Genomic DNA, 19,172 nt, shown 5'->3' on the forward strand with positions numbered 1-19,172 from the left:
CACTCCGGCTAAATACGGGTATCAGTGGGATAATGACACTCATGCCAAAGCAGTGGATTAACAACACGACGACCGAAAAGATTGTCATCGTCGGCGCTGGTGGTTTTGGACGAAACGTGGTCAGCTTCATCAAGGACATCAACGACTACGCCGTGGAAAACGGAATGCCAAAGCAGTGGGAAATCCTAGGCATTATCGATGATGGCACCCCAGATATGACCTTTTTCCACAAAATGGGCGTGCAACTCTTGGGCAAAACTGAGGTCCTTGCGGACTTGCCCGAGGGGGGCTACTACACAGTCGCAATCGGCAGCGGCGCTGCTCGACGTTCGATTGCGCAACGCGCAGATGCCGCGGGGCTCGTGCCCGCGACCCTGGTCCACCCAGACACCAGCATTGGCGCGCTGGTCACACTCGGCGAGGGCACGGTCATCTGCCCCGGAACACGCCTGACCTGCAATATTGAGGTAGGCAAGCACGCCCAAATCAATATGAATGTCACAATCGGCCACGATGCGGTGCTGCGGGACTACTGCACAATCTTCCCGCTCAATGCCGTGTCGGGCTTTGTCACGCTTGGCGAAGCCTGCACCCTAGGCGCCAACTCCGTAATCAACCCCGGCCTCACCGTCGGCGAGGGAGCGTACATCGGATCCGGAGCCGCAGTTACCAGAGACGTCGATGACTACTCCGTTGTCGCCGGTGTTCCCGCAAGTGTGATTAAGAATCTTCGTTAGCGGAGACGTCCTTATCCGACGACCCCTTGTCCGACGAACCGGTGAACTCAGTCATGGTCGCTTGGCCCTCTTCTGAGATGCCTTCGCGCCTCAGCACCACCAAGATCGTGTCGAGCAGGATCTTTGCATCGAGCAGTAGCGACCAATTATCCACGTACTGCACGTCGTACTCGAAACGTTCTTCCCAGGTGATGCCATTGCGGCCCGAGACCTGGGCAAGCCCCGTAATTCCCGGTGGCACCTCATGGCGGCGTGCTTGGCGCGGCGAATAGCGCTCCAGATACTTCATGCGCAGCGGACGCGGACCAACGAGGCTCATATCGCCACGCAGAACATTGATGAGCTCCGGAAGCTCATCCAAGCTTGTGGAACGAAGGAATTTTCCTACCTCCGTGAGGCGGGACGCATCGTCGACAAGCCCCTTTGCCGGATTGACGTGGTGCATCGTCCGGAACTTGAGGATATTAAACGGCTCACCATCCTGGCCCGGGCGTTCCTGGCGGAATAGGACTGGCTTCCCCATGGAAAGCCGTACTGCCAGCGCCGTAGCACCCATAACTGGCGACAGCACAATCAGGCCTGCTGCAGATGCCGCGATGTCGACGCCACGCTTAATTACCCGTTGCGCGCGGATGCTCAGTGATTCCATTGGTCATCTCCTACTTTTCGTTGAACATTTCGCGCAGAAGCTTTTCGGCACGCGCATCGACTTCCGCATTTGAACGGTTTCTGACCAACCAACCGATCGCACCCGCTGCACCAGCCGCAGCAAACGACGCTGCCGCAACGCGCAGTTTCTTGTTGTCATTCTTGTTGTCAGGCGCACTTTGCTTGACGACGTCCACCGCTGGCTCCAGCTCCGGCACAACCGGCTCCGCGGTATCGGTGACCATGACTGGTTCGGGCTCGGCTGCGGGTTCTGGTTGCGGCTCCAGCCCTGGTTCTACCGATGCTGTGTCCTGCGCGCGGCACCGTAGGCTCAGCATTGCAAATGCTGCTGCAAAGCCAAATAGCCATAGCGAACGGGAATCGTAGTAGTAGCCGGAAAAAACCTGTGCCACAAGAACGGCTAACGCTACAGCTGCGGTCAGACCAGCTTGAAGAAACTTGAATAGGTGGCGACAGGCGATTGCCAACACAACCAGCACAATCACAAACAGACCGATTCCTATGACACCCGCTTCAGATCCGACTGTGTAGAAGATATTGTGCGGATGCTCCAGTGGACGTGAAGACCTCGGTGTCGACAGCACAACGAAGCTGTGCAGACCACCACCAAAGATGCGGTGTTCACCCATGATTCGGAAAGCTTCATCGTGAAGATAACTACGCCCAGAATCATGTTCTTTTTCGAAGGTCAACTGGATAAAGCGCGTCTTAAAGTACTCTTCAATCTCGGTACCTGCGATGAATCGCGAGTATCCATACGCGACCGCTGCGGCGACAGCGACGTAAAAAACAGTCGCCCACTTCCAACCCCAGTGAAAAAACACAGCTATTGCGGTAAAGAGGACTACCACGGTGGTAGCAACCAGTACACCGCGGCTTCCCGACGCAACGAGACCGTAAGCAAATGGTGCAGCGAACAAGAGAGCTGCCCACATGAACTTACGCCACAGCATAAAAAACACAGCTGCCGCGATGCCGTACAGCATGAAACGGGCAAAGACATTCGGGCCACCGCCGAACGCAGTCATACGTCCGACATATTTCGGACCAGTAATGCCGCCGTAGAGAAAAATAAGCGAGCAAATGGCTATTGCTAACCACAGCCACACCAGTGCCTGAGGATGCAAATAGAACAGTATCGCTGACACCGTGGCGATGAGTCCGAGCGTTATCAACGCAGTAACGACGGGAGCGACTTCGGCAGCTTCAGGAGCCCATAGTCCGGACAGCATCATCCATAACAGCCAGACATAGAACGCCACTAATGCCCACGCTGCAATCGGCCACTGTTTTACATTGCCAGCGCCTTTCATCGCGTTCAACCAACTCTGGCGCTGAGATTGAGGCGTGCCAACGGCGGTAAGGATTGCAACGATCACCAAAATCGGCAATGCCAAAGATAAATCAGGAAGCGCTGCGGAGACATCCTTCATCGTCGTGTCGCCAACGTAGAGAACACCAGCAAACATTCCTGCGGCCACCACAATAAATAGCGACTGCAGTATTGGTTTTCGCTGTTTTACAGCTTCTCCAGCTACCTCAGTAGAAGTCATCCCAGCACTTCCTTCAAAACACCTATCACCCGCGCGACGTCGTCATCGTCCAGCGCCGGACCACTAGGAAGAGTAATGCCGCGGGAGAAAAGATTCTCAGCGGTACCGTTGATGGTCGCTCGCGCGCCCTCATACACCGGCTGCAGGTGCATCGGCTTCCACAGGTGACGAGCCTCGATGTTGGACTCACCCAGCGCCGCAATCACGCTGTCCGGGCTCAGCACGCCCTTATCGACGGCATCCTGTGGCAGCACAATCGAGGTCAGCCAGCAGTTCTCGGTGAACCGCTCGTCGGAGTCAGAGAGCAAGCGGGCACCTTTACCAGGGGCATCGTCGTCAAGCGAGGCGAGCAAATCTAGGTACGCGTCGCGAATCTGGCGACGGCGAGCAATCATGTCGTCCAGACGCGAGTGCTGCGCCCGCCCCAGCGCGGCAAGCAGATTGGAAAGACGGTAGTTGTAGCCGATTTCGGTGTGTTCGTACCAAGCGACGGGCTGACGCGCCTGCGTGGACAGGTAGCGCGCGCGGGCGATGAGATCAGCATCGTTGGACAGCAGCATGCCACCGCCGGAGGTGGTCATGATTTTGTTGCCGTTGAAAGACAGCGCGGCGGCACGACCAAAGCTGCCGGCCGGCTGACCATCGACGCTAGCACCGAGCGCCTCGGCGGCGTCCTCGATGAGCGCGATGCCGAGTTCTTCCAGGCGTGGCGCGAAGGCCGGGTAGTCGGCGCAGCGGCCGAAGAGGTCCACAATCATCACGGCGGGAACGCTCTTGCCCTCGGCAAGCAGTTCATCGACGGTGCAGAGCAGCAGCTCCGGGTCGATGTTGCCGTCCTCTGCGGCATCGATAAACACCGGCGTAGCGCCGACGTAAGCGATGGCGTTGGTCGTGGCCGCGAAGGTCATGGTGGAAACCGGGATGTAGTCACCTTCACCAATCCCCAGCGCGAGCAGCGCCAAGTGCAGGCCAGCAGTACCAGACGACAGTGCGAGCGCGTGCTCAACACCGCAGCGCTTGGCAATCTCCGCTTCAAACGCGTCTACCTCGGGGCCCAACGGAGCCACCCAACCAGAGTGGAGTGCACGAACGACGGCCTGTTCTTCTGCTTCGGTGACTGTCGCGAGCGAAAGAAAGATCCGCTCATTGGGCTTGTTAGCGTCGGCGTTAGTCATTACTTCTGAACCTTTCGGACGCGGTTGAGTACCTCGATGAGCTGGTTGTACAGGCTGTCACGAGCAAAACGCTTCTCACCCAGTTCGCGGTTTCGCTGTCCCGCTGCGCGCATCTCATCGCGGTCGGAGATGATTTCAGCGAATCGCTTGGCCGCGGTCGGAATATCGCGCGAGAGACGCCAACCGGCATCGTGCTCGGTTGCGGCTTCCTCCAGCCAGCCACCGTGGTTGAACACCACCGGACGCGATGCGGCCATGGCATCGAAGACCTTGTTCAGGGAGTTGCCCTCCAGGCAGGGGTCATCACGCAGCGGCGATAGCGCGATATCGGCGGCAGACACGTACTTGGCGACATCTTCCTTCGGCTGACGGCCGAGGAACATCGCATCGGCATCGAGGCCAGCGTTCTCAGCGCGCTGGTACAACGCATCCGAGTCGCTTCCCTGCCCCAGCAGGACAAAGCACACATTCTCCACGCCATCACGACGCAGCTGCGCCGCCAAATCCACAAGCCACTCCAGCTGGTAGGACATGCCAAAACCACCAGCGTAGACCGCCACCACGTCATCGCCCCAGCCCTGCTCCTTGCGGAAAGCTGCACGCTGCTCGGCCGGGACATCAAAACGCTCAAAGTCCGACGCATTCGGAATAACGGTCACGCGCTTCTTCGGAGCTACCTCTTTGACGCCATCGGCCATCGACGGCGACAGCGCCACGACCTCGCTCGATGCCGCATAAAATGCCTTCTCGAGTTGCTTGGCCAGGAAAATCGCCACCGGATTATTGAGGTAGCCCAACTTGATTGGCACCTCTGGCCACAGATCACGGATCTCCGCCACCAACGGCGCACGCTGGGTAAACTTCGCCACAATTCCCGGAACCGCCACAGTCAGCGGAGTCGAGGACGCGTAAATCACGTCGGCAGGCACACGAGCAGCAACCGCGGAGGCGCGCACCAGGAAGTTGAAGAAACTGACGATGCGCTCGCGCTTCGACATTTCATTGCGGTACGGAATCGCTAGACGACGCACGTGGATGCCATCAACAGTTTTATCCATGGCCTCATCGCGACCACAGATCATTGTCACCTCGTGGCCTGCAGCGGCCATTCGGCGGGCAAACTCGTAGGGTCGAGAACCACCCGGCTCACCGGGGAGAACAAAGTGCTGGTGGATATAAGTGATTCGCATTGTTTAGCTTTCCTCGATTACGTCGACGGGGAGTTCTTCGGTGGTAGTTGATGGATTCTTCTGGCCTCCGGTTGGCCGCATTAGCGCCACTGCCGCAACCACGGCTGCTGCAAAATAGACAACTGCGCTAGTCCACGCGAGGCCGAGGGCGTCTCCGAGAAGAATGCCAATCGGGTAACAAATGACAGCGATAACGGCGGAAATGAGCTCCACTCGGCCAATTCGACGGGGATTGTCGCTGCCGAGAATTTCACCGCACAGGTGTCGGTAGCAGCCGAGCACCACGGCCGCGATAGTCAGTGGCAGCACCAACTCCCGGGCAGGCTCAAACTCATGGCCGAATACCGGCACGATGAGGAAGTAGAGTGCCACACCACCGAGCGCACCAAGCGCGCCGTACGCTGCAGTGACTATGCCAAGGTGTCGGAGCACACGAGACGGGGTGAGTTCGCGCCCCCTCTGGTCGCTGGTGCGCTGATCGGCGACCGACTGCGCGACCCAATACAGCGGCTCTGTCGCCGTCGCCACGACCACGAAAAGGCCTAACGACGCCGGTGAGGCCAGCGCCGGCAGTAAAACGCGCCCCAAGCGTGTCGTCGTCAGCGGTCCCAGGCCCGATGCGATGAATGGGGCATTTGTTCGAGCCGTCTCTACCACTCCGCCAACACGGGAATCGGTGTGTTTGCGTGACTTCGCTAGCGACCAGATTGCCAGGGGCAGCGCCGGGAAGATATAGGCCGCAGCCCACCAGCGCCAGTCCTCGACTCCTGCAAAATACAATGCAGTGCTAATCAGCAGTACTGAGCCCTGGAAACCGACGAATACTGCGACAAAGAAAGACACTCGATGGCGGCTGATAGCCATCGCACGAACCATGGAAAATGACACGGTAACCAAGGCGACAACGCCGGCCATTGCCGTCCACGGTCCGTAGACGACACCTGCGATGGCACAGGCAATCAGAGCGACCACAGTCATGGCGAAACCACTCGGAATGAGACCGTGGTCGTAATCATCGCGGCGCAGCAAAAGCCGATCGGCCCCAAAGCCGACGAAGGGCGCCACAATATAGGCGAACTGCAAAACGGTAGCGACCTCGCCTCGACCGGCGGGCCCCAGCACTCGCGCGGAAAGAATACTGACCACAAAGGCGACGACTGCGGCGAGCGCTGAAGCTGCCGAAATCGTCGCAACTGTTCGAACTCTTTGTGCCAGCTGCCCGGAGTTAGAGGAGCTGGTGATTGTCACGGTGGGGAGTCATCCTAACTATTTTGCCTTCGAGCTAGCGGTTGCAAGTGATTGTGCACCAGCGGTATACGCCGCAATACTGCTTTGCGCCCCACCGTGCTCTACAAGCCAACGACGTGCAGCATCGTGATTATGTGTGCACGGGAGAATCCGCGAATTCAGCCGTTCCGGCTCAACACGTACCTCAGTAATCAGCGGATGACGATCACCAATCTTGGGAACCTCGCGGTCATCAACCAAGTCCTCGGAGATCTTCTCACCTTCGCGAAGACCCGTGTAGACAATCTCTACGTCTGCGTCATGGAGCCTGATAAGATTCTCCGCCAGCTCAGCAATCTTGACCGGCTTACCCATCTCCAGCACCAGAGTCTCACCGGACTCTGCAATAACGGTAGCCTGCAGCACCAGCTGCGATGCCTCCGGAATGGTCATGAAGTAGCGCTGAACGTCAGGGTGCGTCACCGTAACCGGGCCGCCCTCTTCAATCTGACGCTGGAAAGTCGTAATGACCGAGCCACGCGAGCCAAACACGTTACCGAAGCGGACAGATGCCCAGACACCTTCGTGAGTTTGCCCCATGTGCGCAGTCAGACGTTCTGCGGCGCGCTTGGATTCACCCAGAATCGAGGCTGGGTTCGCAGCCTTGTCCGTGGAAATATTAATAACGGTTGAAACATTGGCTGCAGCGGCTGCATCCAGGACGTTCTGGGTTCCGATGACATTGGTTTGCACTGCTTCTGCAGGGTAGCTCTCCAGCAGCGGCAGGTGCTTGAGAGCTGCAGCATGGTAGACAACATCGGGCTTGCGCTCGGTGAAAATCTGCGTCAGCATTTCCGCGTCACGGATATCAGCCAAGACGGTATCGGAGCCGTCGAGAAGCGCCGAACCTGTCAGCGACAGCTGAGTGGCATGCAAGCCGCCCTCATCGCGATCCAGCATGATAAGTTCTGCCGGCTCAAAGCGGTGAACCTGTCGGCAGATCTCGGAACCGATAGAACCGCCAGCGCCTGTGACCAGCACCTTCTTACCGCGGATTATCGAAGCGACCTTGGATTCATCCAGGTGCAGCGGCTGGCGGCCGATGAGGTCGGCGATGTTAATTTCGCGCACCTGCGAGGTAGCGACAGCGCCACGGTGGCGCGAGTACTCCTCCACCGGCGGCAGAATAAGCAGGCGCAGGGACGATTCCTCACAAATGTGGTTGAGGACATTGATGCACTCAGTGGACAGTGGCTCATTAGTCGCAATGATGACCGACTGCGCCGAAGTGCGCGATGCGACTTCGCCCAACTGATCAATGCCACGAATCACGCGGAGACCATGGATACGAGAAATATGGTTCTCACCGCTTTCTTCGGGATCGACGATTCCAACCAAGTGGAAGCGGTTCTCACGGGAAATACCGGAACCCGTAAGGCTGTTAATAAAAAACTTGGCTCGACGGCCTGCACCGAGAACAATCAAGCGATCATCCGTCTGGCGGGTGCCAAAGTTATCGGTAATCCAGCGAGCGAGAGTTCGGGTATAGATACTTGCCAAAGTTGCGACACAGCCACCGGCGAACGGAACGTACCACGCAATTTCCGGGAAGGTCTTCAGAATTTGAGCCAAACCAGTGGCTGCGGTAGCGCCGCCCATGCTGATGCTCAGCAGAACAATATCTTCAGTTCGACTGCCGGGCCATACGCGTTGCGGGTTGGTGTACTCCCCGAGCAGCAGGCCAAGCAGGACGATGACTACCACGGCGACAGCGACAACCAAAAAATTAGTGCCTGATATTTCAGAGAAAGATACCAATTCACCGCGGACGATTCCATTAGCGGCGGACAGCGCAACCAGCCAGGCGAGTACATCAAATACACACCAGGCGAGCTGCTTCCAGTCTCGGATAAACATTCTTATGCCTTTTATTGCTGGTTAAATTTTCCTACGCACAATGCGTTCCACAGGCTTGGCATACTATGCGATATGAACTACATTTACAGCTCCTACCCCAAAGGGCTACCCCATCGTTCGGGTGGCCAAAAAGCCACCCTTTCCATCCATCATTCCCCCTGGTAAAACAATGTTTCGCCAACTATTTACCGAAGCTTCAATCTGTTTACATTCATATAACTAGCTGTACAAACTAACTTCTAACGTAACCACTTCCCGACGATTCCAATTAATGCAAAATCGCCTCTTTATTGAGATGCTTATTCACGGAAGTATTTGCGTGAATACTCAAATAATCGTTTTTGACAAAAGGGTTACACTTCCCCCGTGAGCACATCATCAACGCGTCGGGCTCACGCTTTCATCATCCGGAAGCCCTTCCTTGCTGCATTGATTACTGCCGTTTCAGTTCTAACGGTGATGACGCTATTGCTTGCTACCCTGATGCTGATTCAAAACCGGATGAGTCAGACACAGCAGACCACACAGTTCTGGCAGGCCTACAAAAACGGCGAAGACCTGCCCAAATAAAAGCACTCTTACATGTACCCCTATTAAATGCGCAACCAGTATGCGTATTATTGATATATGTCGTCGCCCGCCACACCAGAGCCCCAAGCCCCCACAACCAAACCCCCTTCTAAACCTGGCAAGAGTCACCGCATGTCCTGGCATCGCAAGGCCGGTATGCCGGTGCGCTGGTGGTTCGCTGCCATCATTGTGGCCGCATTAGTCCACCCATTTGTCACCGATGGGCGCTGGCTGTTGGTGCACCTCTTTACCCTCGGCGCCGTCACTAACTCCATCCTTATCTGGGGCCGCCACTTCACCGAGAAACTACTGAAAATCGATGTGCCCGATGGCAATCGGCACATTCAGTTAGCAAACATTTACCTGCTCAACGCGGGCATTGTCGCAACGGTCGTCGGCAAGCTGGGCGATTGGTGGCCAGTGACCACGGCCGGCGCGGCGGTCGTCGGCGTCGCCGTCGCATGGCATGCGATTTCCCTCGGACGCGACCTGGTAGCGAAGCGCGATCGACCATTCGCCATCTCTGTTGCGTACTACGTCGCGTCGGCATGCCTACTGCCGATCGGCGCCACGCTCGGCGCCATCCTCGCATCTCCGAAGGGCGAAGCGCTTCACGACGACCTCCTACTGGCACATGAAGCCATCAACATTATTGGCTTCCTCGGGCTCGCGGCCTGCGGCACGCTCATCACCATGTTCCCAGCGCTGTGGCGAACCCAGATGTCGCCGCATTCCCGCCCGAAGCTGGCACTAGCAGTACAGCTCATAGGTATCGCGACTACCACAATCGGTGCGCTGACCAGCTTCAACTGGTTCGCCTCCGTCGGCCTTGGCATCATCACTATCGGCTGGGTCATAGCCGCCATTCCGTGGGCGCACAACGTCATGACTGTCGCTAAAGACCCCCGCGACCGCCTCAGCTACCCGGCGCTGTCTGTTGCGGCTGCGGCCGTCTGGCTGATCGGCACACTCACAGTTGCCACAGTCAAGGCGCTTGACGGCAGCTTCGTAATCTCATCCCTTACGCTGCCGCTGGTAATCGGTTTCGGCGCACAATTGCTTATCGGCATGATGAGCCAACTCTTGCCCGCCACCATCGGCGGAGGTGCTGGCCCAGTCTCTGCCGGTATGAAGGAACTTGACCGCGCGGGCGCATTCCGCTGGTCGATCATCAATATTGGTCTGGCACTGTGGCTAATGCCGCTGCCTTCCTGGACCAAAGTGGCGGTCTCCGCAATGGTCTCCCTTGCCTTGGTGTCTTATCTGCCACTTGTCGGCCGTGCCGCGAAGGCTCAGATTGGTGCGCTGAAAGAAAGTCAGAAGGCACGGGCCAACAAAGAAGCAACGCCGAAGCCGGTCGAACTGCACGCAACTGCACGTCGACTCGGTGCTCAAACTACCGCCGCTCTGGCTGTATTGGGCCTGGTAGTGACTATTGGTGTTGCGCTGAGCGGTGGCGGCGGAACGGGCAGCATTGAAACCACCGGCGATATCGCACCCACCGGCGAGACCGTCGAGGTCACGGTTACCGCCAACGATATGACGTACACCCCAAACATCATCGAGGTCAACCCCGGTGACCGCCTGGTCATCACCATGGTCAACGCTGATTCCCAGGTCCACGATCTGCGCTTGGCCACCGGCGAGGACACCGGACGTGTCGCCCCTGGCAACTCCGCCACCATTGAAGTGCCGGTTGTTCCCGGTGACATTGACGGCTGGTGCACCATTGCTGGTCACCGCCAGATGGGCATGACGCTCACGGTCAATACAGGTAGCACTGATCATTCACACCACACCGGACGTGGCAACCACGCTGACCATGCCACTCCCGGTGCGCTCGGGAATGTCGGCGAGCAACCCGGCCCAGACTCCCCTACTATTAATCCAATATTGGCGCCCGCCGAGGACACTACAGTCCACCACGTCACCCTGAGAGCCAGCGAGTTCACCGGCTACGCTGCCCCTGGCGTCGAGCAGCAGCATTGGGTATTCAACGGCAAACCGCTGGGGCCAACCCTGCGCGGCAAGGTGGGCGACGAGTTCGTCGTCACGCTCATTAACGATGGCACGATGAGTCACTCCATCGACTTCCACGCGGGCATTGTCTCGCCGGATGAGCCGATGCGAGACATTGCCCCTGGCGAGAAGCTTGAGTACCGCTTCCGCGCCGACCGGGCGGGCATCTGGATGTACCACTGCGCAACCATGCCCATGTCCATGCACATCGCTGCCGGCATGCACGGTGCGGTCATCATTGACCCGCCGAGCCTCGCAGAAGTCGACCACGAAGTTCTTCTGGTGCAGTCCGAAAGCTACTGGGGCGAAGCCGGCCCCGATGCCGACAAGGTCATGGCCGAGGATCCGGATATCTACAAGTTCAACGGTTACCCCGACCAGTATCTCACCCACCCCATCCGCATTCGCGCAGGTGAGACGGTACGTTTCTGGTTACTGGCCGCAGGCCCCAACAAGGGCACGAGCTTCCACATCGTCGGTACGCAGTTCCATCGCGTGTACAAAGAGGGAACGCTTTTGCTTGACGACGGCGTGGGCGGCGCCCAAGCCCTTGACCTCGGTGCCGCGCAGGGTGGTTATGTTGAGGCCGAATTCCCGGAGCCGGGCACGTACCGCTTTGTTGACCACCAGATGGTGCATGCCGAAATGGGAGCACGCGGCGACATAGTGGTGAACTAAACCAGGGTTTACAACTTAATTGGAGCATCCTCCGGCTCCACCGCGCGAGGCAAGTTGGACTCACCCATCAGGTACTGGTCCACGGCCTCGGCGCAGGCGCGGCCTTCGGCGATGGCCCACACGATCAAACTGGCACCGCGGCCATTGTCACCGGCCACGAACACCGGACCGTCGAAGTTCTGCTCGATGTCGCTGCGCACGGCGAGGTAGTCGTCATCACGCATCATCACACCGCGATCGTTGAACTGAATCCCCAGCTCATACGGCAGGCCCCCGCGCTCCGGACCGGAGAAGCCCAGAGCAATGAGAACTAGGTCGGCATCGAGCTCGAAATCCGTGTCCTCCATGGGCACGCGCTTCCCATCGATGACCTCGACCTCGTTGGCGGACAGACCGGTCACGTGACCGTCCTCGCCGTGGAAGGAGACGGTGTTGACGTTGAAGACGCGCTTGCCCAGCGTCTCACCGGTGACGCGAGCGTTAAGGCCGAGTGCCTCGGTAACCTCTGGCGGCTCGGAACCGGTGATGGTGTACTCACCTTCTTCGTGGGCAGTAGCTACGCGCCAGACCAGCGGATACATCGGCCACGGAGTCGACGCCGCACGGGACTTCGGAGCCCGCGGACGGATATCGAACTGCGTGACGGACACCGCTCCCTGGCGCAGCGCGGTACCGAAGCAGTCAATGCCGGTGTCGCCACCACCGATGACGACAACCTTCTTGCCCTTGGCATCAATTGGCGGGGTGTCGAGCTCGCCTACGGCAACGCGGTTGGCGCCCGGCAAGTACTCCATAGCCTGGTGAATGCCCTCGAGGTCACGACCATCGACAGGTAGGTCACGGGCAAGTGACGCACCGGTAGCTAGAACAACCGCGTCGAATTCGGCCAGGTCAGCGGCGGTCGGTGAGACGTTGGTGCGGAACTCAGTGCCCTCAATCTCCATCTGCTCAAGGCGACGGTCGAGGAAGCGCTGCTCCATCTTGTAGTCCGGTACACCGTAGCGCATCAGACCACCGATCTTGTCGTCACGCTCGAAGACCGTGACATCATGCCCGGCGCGAGTCAGCTGCTGTGCTGCAGCAAGGCCCGCCGGACCGGAGCCGATAACAGCGATGTGCTGACCGGTGTCGAAAGTCGGCACAATCGGCTGCACCCAGCCCTCATCGAAGCCGCGTTCAACGATGGCCAGCTCAATACTCTTAATGGTCACCGCATCGTCGTTGATGCCGAGCACACAACCGCCCTCGCACGGAGCCGGACACAGGCGACCGGTCCACTCGGGAAAGTTATTGGTGGCGTGCAAGCGCTCGAAAGCCTCGTGCCAGCGGTTCTGACGAACCAGGTCATTCCACTCCGGAATGATGTTGCCCAGCGGGCAGGTCGAGTGACAAAACGGCACGCCACAGTCCATACAGCGGGTCGCCTGCTGTTGCACCTGCCCGTTGCTAGCCTCCTCATAGACCTCTTTCCAGTCCATCAGACGCAGCGGAACCGGGCGATGAGCAGGCTCTTCGCGCTGGAATTTCATGAAACCCTTCGGATCAGCCATTGCTTACTGCCTCCATGATTGCCTCGTTGATGTCAGCGTCGTTGTCCTTTGCCTTCGCGACTACGTCGAGAATTCGGGCATAATCACGCGGCATGATCTTGATGAACTGTGCAGCCGGGAACCGAGTCTTGGAACCCGTGAGCTTGCGGTGCTTCGACAGCGTGGCCTCCAGCCAGCTGATGTCCTCATCACCCAGCGGCACGATGTCGACCAGCTCGGTGTTGATGTTCGCCCGCGTCGCCTCGTTATCCAGCAGATAGGCGATACCGCCACTCATACCGGCGCCGAAGTTGTGACCGACCGGACCCGCCACTACGACGCGGCCACCGGTCATGTACTCACAACCGTGGTTACCGATGCCCTCGACCACGGCCGTAGCACCGGAGTTACGCACGCAGAAGCGCTCACCGACAGTGCCGCGGACGAAGATCTCACCACTGGTGGCACCGAAACCAATGACGTTGCCGGCAATGGTGTCGGTAGCCACATCCGCGGTCGGCGGAGCCGAACGTGAAGGTCGAACCACAATCTTGCCGCCGCACAGTCCCTTGCCGACGAAGTCGTTAGCATCGCCCTCCAGCTTGATGGTCACACCGGCTGGCACGAAAGCGCCCAGTGAGTTACCGGCGGAACCGAGCAGGTTGACGACGATGGAGTCGTCGGCAAGCCCCTGCTTACCTGCGACTTTCGTGACTTCGTACCCCAGGCGCGTGCCCACGGAACGATTCACATTGCTGATGGCGTGGTGCAGCGCCACTGGCGTCGGCGCCAACCCATTCGCGCGCGCCGTGCGCAGTGCGGGCTGCGCTTCGTCGATGAGACGCTCGTCCAACGCACCCTCGAGGCCGTGGTCCTGCGCTTTGGTGCAGTAGGAATCCTGGTCCGCAAAGAAGGGGCTTTCGGCAACGTGCAGGATTCGCTCCAGGTCAAGCTTTGCGACGCGCGGAAGGTTGCCCAGATCCTTGCGCGGACGCAGGCACTCGGCATGTCCGACCGCCTCATCGATGGTACGGAAACCCAGTTCAGCGAGGTATTCACGGACCTGCTGGGCGATAAAGGTGAAGAAGTTGACCACGTGCTCGGCACGGCCGGTGAACTTGCTCCGCAACGTCGGATTCTGGGTGGCAATACCGACTGGGCAGGTGTCCAGGTGGCAGACGCGCATCATGACGCAGCCCTCCACCACCAGCGGAGCGGTGGCGAAACCGAACTCCTCAGCGCCCAACAGCATCGCGACCACGACATCGCGACCGGTCTTGAGTTGACCGTCGCACTGCACGCGGATGCGGTCGCGCAGCCCGTTGAGCATCAGGGTCTGCTGGGTTTCAGCGAGCCCCAGCTCCCACGGACCACCGGCGTGCTTGAGGCTGGTCAGCGGCGAGGCACCAGTGCCGCCATCGTGGCCGGAGATCAACACGACGTCGGCATGCGCCTTCGAAACACCAGCGGCGACGGTACCCACGCCCTGCTCGGAGACGAGCTTCACGTGAATGCGGGCGCGCGGATTGGCGTTCTTGAGATCGTAGATGAGCTGCGCCAAATCCTCGATCGAGTAGATGTCGTGGTGCGGCGGCGGCGAAATCAGGCCCACGCCCGGGGTGGTGATGCGGACTTCCGCAATCCACGGGTAGACCTTGTTCGGTGGCAGCTGGCCACCTTCGCCGGGCTTTGCGCCTTGGGCCATCTTAATCTGGATGTCGGTGCAGTTGGACAGGTAGTGGCTGGTCACGCCGAAGCGACCCGATGCGACCTGCTTGATGGCAGAGCGCTTCCAGTCGCCGTTGGCCTCCATCTCGAAGCGGTCCGGGTCCTCGCCGCCCTCGCCGGAGTTGGACATGCCACCCAGGCGATTCATGGCAATAGCCAGCGTCTCGTGCGCCTCCGCGGAGATGGAACCGTAGCTCATCGCGCCGGTGGAGAAACGCTTGACGATGCTGGAGACCGGTTCAACCTCTCCAATGTCGATCGGCTCGCGATCCGAGACGAACTCGAGCATGCCGCGCAGAGTTGCCAGCTGCTTGGTCTGCTCATCGACCTTGTTGGTGTAATCTCGGAAGACCGCGTACTGACCAGTGCGGGTCGCATGCTGCAGCGTGTAGATGGTCTCCGGGTTGAATAGGTGGTACTCGCCTTCGCGGCGCCACTTGTACTCGCCGCCGAGATCCAGCTCGCGGTGTGCTTGCTCTTCCGGACGCGGCAGGAATGCGCTGCGGTGGCGAGCGGCAACATCTTCTGCGACCTCGTCGAGGCCAATGCCCTCCAGCGGAGAAACAGCGCCGGTGAAGTACTCGTCCAAGAACTCCTGCGACAGACCGACGGTGTCAGCCAACTGAGCACCACGGTAGGACTGCAGCGAGGCGATACCCATCTTGGACATGACCTTCAGCACGCCCTTGGAGGCGGCCTTACAGTAGTTCGAGCAGGCCTGATCCAGCGTCAGATCACCGAGCTGGTCCTTCATGCGCAGCTCATCGATGGTTTCGAAAGCCATGTATGGGTTAATGGCATCGGCACCAAAGCCCAGCAGCATGGCCATGTGGTGCACCTCGCGGGCGTCGCCAGCCTCAATGATGAGGCTGGCACGCGTCCGAGTGCGTTCCTCCACCAGGTGGTGGTGGACCGCGGAGGTCAGCAGCAGCGAGGGGATCGGCGCAAAGCGCTCGTTGGACTCACGGTCAGACAGCACAATCAGTCGGGCACCACGGTCAATGGCTTCAGAGACCTCACGGCGGACACGACGAATAGCGTTGCGCAGGCCACGGCCACCGCGGGCGACCGGGTACAGGCCGGAGATGACCTCGGCGCGGAACTCGGAGTACTCCTCGTTCTTGCCCGCCTGACACAGGGTGACAAAGTCGTGGTTGTCCAGGATTGGATGCTCTAGCCGGATACGACGGGCGGCATCGGCAGTGGGCTCCAAGATGTTGGTCTCTGCCCCCAGCAACGTATTCATGCTGGTGATGGACTTTTCGCGCAGCGAGTCCAGCGGCGGGTTGGTCACCTGTGCAAACCGCTGCGAGAAGAAGTCGAACAGCATGCGAGGTCGGTTGGACAGCGCCGCAATCGGCGTGTCCGAGCCCATCGAACCCAGGCCCTCCGCGCCGGTGAGTGCCATCGGGCGGATGATTAGGTCAACGTCTTCTTCGGTGATGCCGAAGACGCGCTGTCGTAACACCGCGCGGGCATGCGGCATGTACTGGTAGCGCTCTCGTGGCAAATCGGCGATGTCGACCAGGCCTTCTTTGATCCATTCCTCGTAGGGCCCAGTGGCGGCCAGCGTGGACTTAATCTCCTTGTCCTCAATAATGCGACCGGCCTTCATGTCCACTAGGAACATACGCCCCGGCTGTACGCGCGTGCGCTGCACAATCTGCTCCGGCGGGATATCCAAGACACCAGCTTCGGAGGCCATCACCACCAGGCCCTCGTCAGTCACCCAAATGCGTCCCGGCCGCAGGCCATTGCGATCCAAGATGGCACCGATGACCTGGCCGTCGGTAAAGCAGATAGCGGCGGGGCCGTCCCACGGCTCCATCAGGCAGGCGTGGTACTCGTAGAACGCGCGAACCTGCGGGCTGAGGTTGTCATCGTGCTCCCAGGCCTGCGGAACCATCATCATGACCGCATGCGGGAGACTGCGACCACCGAGATGCAGGAGCTCCAGGGCCTCGTCGAAACGCGCAGTGTCAGAACCGTTGGGGTCGCACACCGGCAGCGCGCGGTCGATATTGCCCAGCTTGCCAGAGCGAATCAGCGACTCGCGGGCGCGCATCCAGTTTTCGTTGCCGCGCACGGTGTTGATCTCACCATTGTGAGCGACGTAGCGGTACGGGTGTGCCAGCGGCCAGGACGGGAAAGTGTTCGTGGAAAAGCGCGAGTGCACGATGGCCAGCGCGGAAGTAACTTCCTTCTGCTGCAGGTCAAGGTAGAAATCCTTCAGCTGCGGGGTAGTGAGCATACCCTTGTAGACAATTGTGCGGCTGGACAGCGACGGGAAGTACACGGTGTCGCCGCCAGAGCCCTCGCCGGCGCCCCGTTCGCCCAGCTCACGCTCGCAGCGCTTACGCAGGAAGAACATCTTGCGGTCGAGATCAATATCGCTGAGCTGGCGCCCCTCGTAGTTCTTCGCGGTAACGAAGAGCTGACGGAGCACTGGCATAGCCTGACGGGCCATCTGGCCGAGCCCTTCAGCGTCGATCGGTACATCGCGCCATGCCAGGATCTCGATGCCCTCTTCAGCGCAGATGTCCTCAATAGCCCGAATGGCATCGAGGGTGGCCATGCGCGACTGCGGCAGGAAGGCGATACCAGTGGCGTAGGTTCCCGCCGGCGGTAAAATAACGCCTTCCTTGCTCAGCTCAGCGCGGTAGTAGGCATCCGGAACCTGAATGAGAATGCCGGCACCGTCGCCAGTGGTCTTCTCTGCACCGGCGGCCCCGCGGTGGTCGAGATTGACCAGTGCCTGAATGCCCTTTTCCACAATGTCATGGGTCTGGCGACCGTAAATGTCGGCGACAAAGGCCACGCCACACGCATCGTGTTCGTTCGACGGGTGGTAGAGACCTTCCCTCTGAGGACCACGAGGCAATGTGGCCGCTGTTTCGGTCAGAGTCATGGCTGTCTTAGCTGTCATGGCTGTTTTCCCCTTATAGGTGCAATGTGCCAATTGGGGGACACGGGTTATCTATATTTCCAACTGTTTTAACAATGCACTTTCATCTAGGCGTATTGCAATACGTATTTAGGGAATTAACTGTATTTGCCCACCCCCGAAGGGGCTAGACCAGCCTGCCAGCCCGAATAAAACCGGGCTTTTACTACCCGTTTTAATCTCATAACCCCCTAATCGAGCTACCACCCCCACTATCCACGCACAGTTGTTCGATTCTTTAGCAAACCCCCTCCATACCCAATCCCCTCCTACCGCTATGGTTAGCTCCATGCTCGCCAACCGTCGTTTCCGCTCGCCATTACAGGGCCTCGCCCTCCTTATCGGCGCAGCGACAATCCTCAGCGGCTGCACGGATCCCATAGACCCCACTCCAGAGAGCCAGTCGCATAGCCCGGCCCCGGCACCCGCTTTTACGCCCGAGCCAGCGGAACCCGCGCCCGAGATTCCTGAAGCGCCCCACACCCCAGACTCCCCCGGCACCCCAGCGCCCGGCACATCGCCTATCGACGGCATCCGTAGCGCCCTCAACCAGCTGGAGATAAAAGGGCGCGCACCGAAAACCGGCTATGCGCGCGACGAATTCGGGCAACGTTGGAGCGATGACATCTCTGCCGAGTTTGGCCACAACGGATGTGACACACGGAACGACATTTTGAATCGTGACCTTATTAATAAGGAGTACAAACCAAATACCCGCGATTGCGTCGTACTTTCGGGGCAACTACTGGATCCCTACACTGGCACGATGATTGAGTTTCAGCGCGGCCGCGACACCTCTTCCGCCGTGCAAATCGACCATGTTGTGGCCTTGAGCGACGCCTGGCAAAAGGGAGCACAGCAGCTCTCACCTGAGGTTCGGCAGGACTTTGCCAATGACCCCCTCAACCTCTTGGCCGTCGATGGTCCCGCTAATCAGCAAAAGCGAGATAGCGATGCCGCATCCTGGGTACCCGCCAACAAACCATTTCGCTGCCAGTATGTCGCTCGCCAGGTGGCGGTAAAACAGAAATACAACCTGTGGGTCACGCAGGCGGAGTCCGATGCCATCGACCATTGGCTCTCCACCTGCACACCAGAGGATGAGCCCGCGCTTGCCGCTCTAACCCTGAATTAGGGCAACCGTTTCCGACACACACCGACACCACACTTCTAGGCTCAAGCCGGCGAATATGTCACCTATTTAGCTACGCGCTCGCAACCCCCGCCCCTCCTAGT

12 protein-coding genes are annotated in these 19,172 nt (G+C 59.2%); 4 read left to right on the forward strand and 8 right to left on the reverse strand.

Going from position 1 to position 19,172, the window contains the following annotated elements; all coding sequences use genetic code 11:
* The first annotated feature begins 41 nt into the window (after nt 1-41).
* Complete coding sequence (locus HMPREF2860_RS07750) at nt 42-737, forward strand: NeuD/PglB/VioB family sugar acetyltransferase (RefSeq protein WP_049181272.1); 696 nt, start codon at nt 42-44, stop codon at nt 735-737.
* Here the strand turns inward: HMPREF2860_RS07750 and HMPREF2860_RS07755 are convergent.
* From HMPREF2860_RS07755 to HMPREF2860_RS07780, 6 genes are read right to left on the reverse strand one after another with little or no spacing between them, the layout of a single operon-like run.
* Nucleotides 721-1,386: a sugar transferase gene (locus tag HMPREF2860_RS07755; RefSeq protein WP_049181242.1), complete on the reverse strand. Its 666-nt coding sequence runs from the start codon at nt 1,384-1,386 to the stop codon at nt 721-723. The genes HMPREF2860_RS07750 and HMPREF2860_RS07755 overlap by 17 nt on opposite strands.
* 10 nt (nt 1,387-1,396) lie before the next feature.
* Nucleotides 1,397-2,959, reverse strand: coding sequence for an O-antigen ligase family protein (locus HMPREF2860_RS07760; protein ID WP_070628743.1), 1,563 nt, complete (start codon nt 2,957-2,959; stop codon nt 1,397-1,399).
* Nucleotides 2,956-4,134, reverse strand: a complete 1,179-nt coding sequence (locus tag HMPREF2860_RS07765) for a DegT/DnrJ/EryC1/StrS family aminotransferase (protein WP_070431863.1) — start codon at nt 4,132-4,134, stop codon at nt 2,956-2,958. Before HMPREF2860_RS07765 ends, HMPREF2860_RS07760 begins: the two co-directional genes overlap by 4 nt.
* The gene (locus HMPREF2860_RS07770; protein WP_049181239.1) at nt 4,134-5,324 is read right to left on the reverse strand and encodes a glycosyltransferase family 4 protein; all 1,191 of its coding nucleotides are present in this window, start codon (nt 5,322-5,324) and stop codon (nt 4,134-4,136) included. The genes HMPREF2860_RS07765 and HMPREF2860_RS07770 overlap by 1 nt, the downstream gene beginning before the upstream one ends.
* Before the next feature lie 3 nt (nt 5,325-5,327).
* Complete coding sequence (locus HMPREF2860_RS07775; protein WP_049181237.1) at nt 5,328-6,572, reverse strand: lipopolysaccharide biosynthesis protein; 1,245 nt, start codon at nt 6,570-6,572, stop codon at nt 5,328-5,330.
* An 18-nt stretch (nt 6,573-6,590) separates the two neighbouring features.
* Complete coding sequence (locus tag HMPREF2860_RS07780) at nt 6,591-8,468, reverse strand: polysaccharide biosynthesis protein (RefSeq protein ID WP_049181235.1); 1,878 nt, start codon at nt 8,466-8,468, stop codon at nt 6,591-6,593.
* A 366-nt stretch (nt 8,469-8,834) separates the two neighbouring features.
* Here HMPREF2860_RS07780 and HMPREF2860_RS07785 point away from each other — a divergent pair, with 366 nt between their 5' ends.
* Nucleotides 8,835-9,038: a hypothetical protein gene (locus HMPREF2860_RS07785; RefSeq protein ID WP_049181234.1), complete on the forward strand. Its 204-nt coding sequence runs from the start codon at nt 8,835-8,837 to the stop codon at nt 9,036-9,038.
* Nucleotides 9,039-9,170: 132 nt separating this feature from the next.
* The gene (locus HMPREF2860_RS07790) at nt 9,171-11,735 is read left to right on the forward strand and encodes a multicopper oxidase domain-containing protein (RefSeq protein WP_065422979.1); all 2,565 of its coding nucleotides are present in this window, start codon (nt 9,171-9,173) and stop codon (nt 11,733-11,735) included.
* A gap of 8 nt (nt 11,736-11,743) precedes the next feature.
* Here the strand turns inward: HMPREF2860_RS07790 and HMPREF2860_RS07795 are convergent, their stop codons facing one another.
* Nucleotides 11,744-13,285, reverse strand: a complete 1,542-nt coding sequence (locus tag HMPREF2860_RS07795) for a glutamate synthase subunit beta (RefSeq protein WP_070431861.1) — start codon at nt 13,283-13,285, stop codon at nt 11,744-11,746.
* Nucleotides 13,278-17,900 (reverse strand): glutamate synthase large subunit, encoded by a 4,623-nt coding sequence (gltB, locus tag HMPREF2860_RS07800; RefSeq protein ID WP_070628806.1) that lies wholly within the window; start codon nt 17,898-17,900, stop codon nt 13,278-13,280. Before gltB ends, HMPREF2860_RS07795 begins: the two co-directional genes overlap by 8 nt.
* 313 nt (nt 17,901-18,213) lie before the next feature.
* Between gltB and HMPREF2860_RS07805 the strand changes: the two genes are divergently transcribed.
* Entirely contained in the window at nt 18,214-19,071 is an 858-nt protein-coding gene (locus HMPREF2860_RS07805; protein ID WP_053088409.1) for an HNH endonuclease family protein, read from the forward strand.
* Nucleotides 19,072-19,172: the final 101 nt, after the last annotated feature.

Source organism: Corynebacterium sp. HMSC064E10, from assembly GCF_001812505.1.
In the GTDB taxonomy this organism is placed as follows: domain Bacteria; phylum Actinomycetota; class Actinomycetes; order Mycobacteriales; family Mycobacteriaceae; genus Corynebacterium; species Corynebacterium amycolatum.

Coding starts and splice junctions, on each gene's coding strand:
- HMPREF2860_RS07770 (WP_049181239.1), bottom strand. CDS start 5,324: ATGCGAATCACTTATATCCACCAGCACTTTGTTCTCCCCGGTGAGCCG.
- HMPREF2860_RS07750 (WP_049181272.1), top strand. CDS start 42: ATGCCAAAGCAGTGGATTAACAACACGACGACCGAAAAGATTGTCATC.
- HMPREF2860_RS07795 (WP_070431861.1), bottom strand. CDS start 13,285: ATGGCTGATCCGAAGGGTTTCATGAAATTCCAGCGCGAAGAGCCTGCT.
- HMPREF2860_RS07755 (WP_049181242.1), bottom strand. CDS start 1,386: ATGGAATCACTGAGCATCCGCGCGCAACGGGTAATTAAGCGTGGCGTC.
- HMPREF2860_RS07765 (WP_070431863.1), bottom strand. CDS start 4,134: ATGACTAACGCCGACGCTAACAAGCCCAATGAGCGGATCTTTCTTTCG.
- HMPREF2860_RS07760 (WP_070628743.1), bottom strand. CDS start 2,959: ATGACTTCTACTGAGGTAGCTGGAGAAGCTGTAAAACAGCGAAAACCA.
- HMPREF2860_RS07780 (WP_049181235.1), bottom strand. CDS start 8,468: ATGTTTATCCGAGACTGGAAGCAGCTCGCCTGGTGTGTATTTGATGTA.
- HMPREF2860_RS07790 (WP_065422979.1), top strand. CDS start 9,171: ATGTCCTGGCATCGCAAGGCCGGTATGCCGGTGCGCTGGTGGTTCGCT.
- gltB (WP_070628806.1), bottom strand. CDS start 17,900: ATGACTCTGACCGAAACAGCGGCCACATTGCCTCGTGGTCCTCAGAGG.
- HMPREF2860_RS07805 (WP_053088409.1), top strand. CDS start 18,214: ATGGTTAGCTCCATGCTCGCCAACCGTCGTTTCCGCTCGCCATTACAG.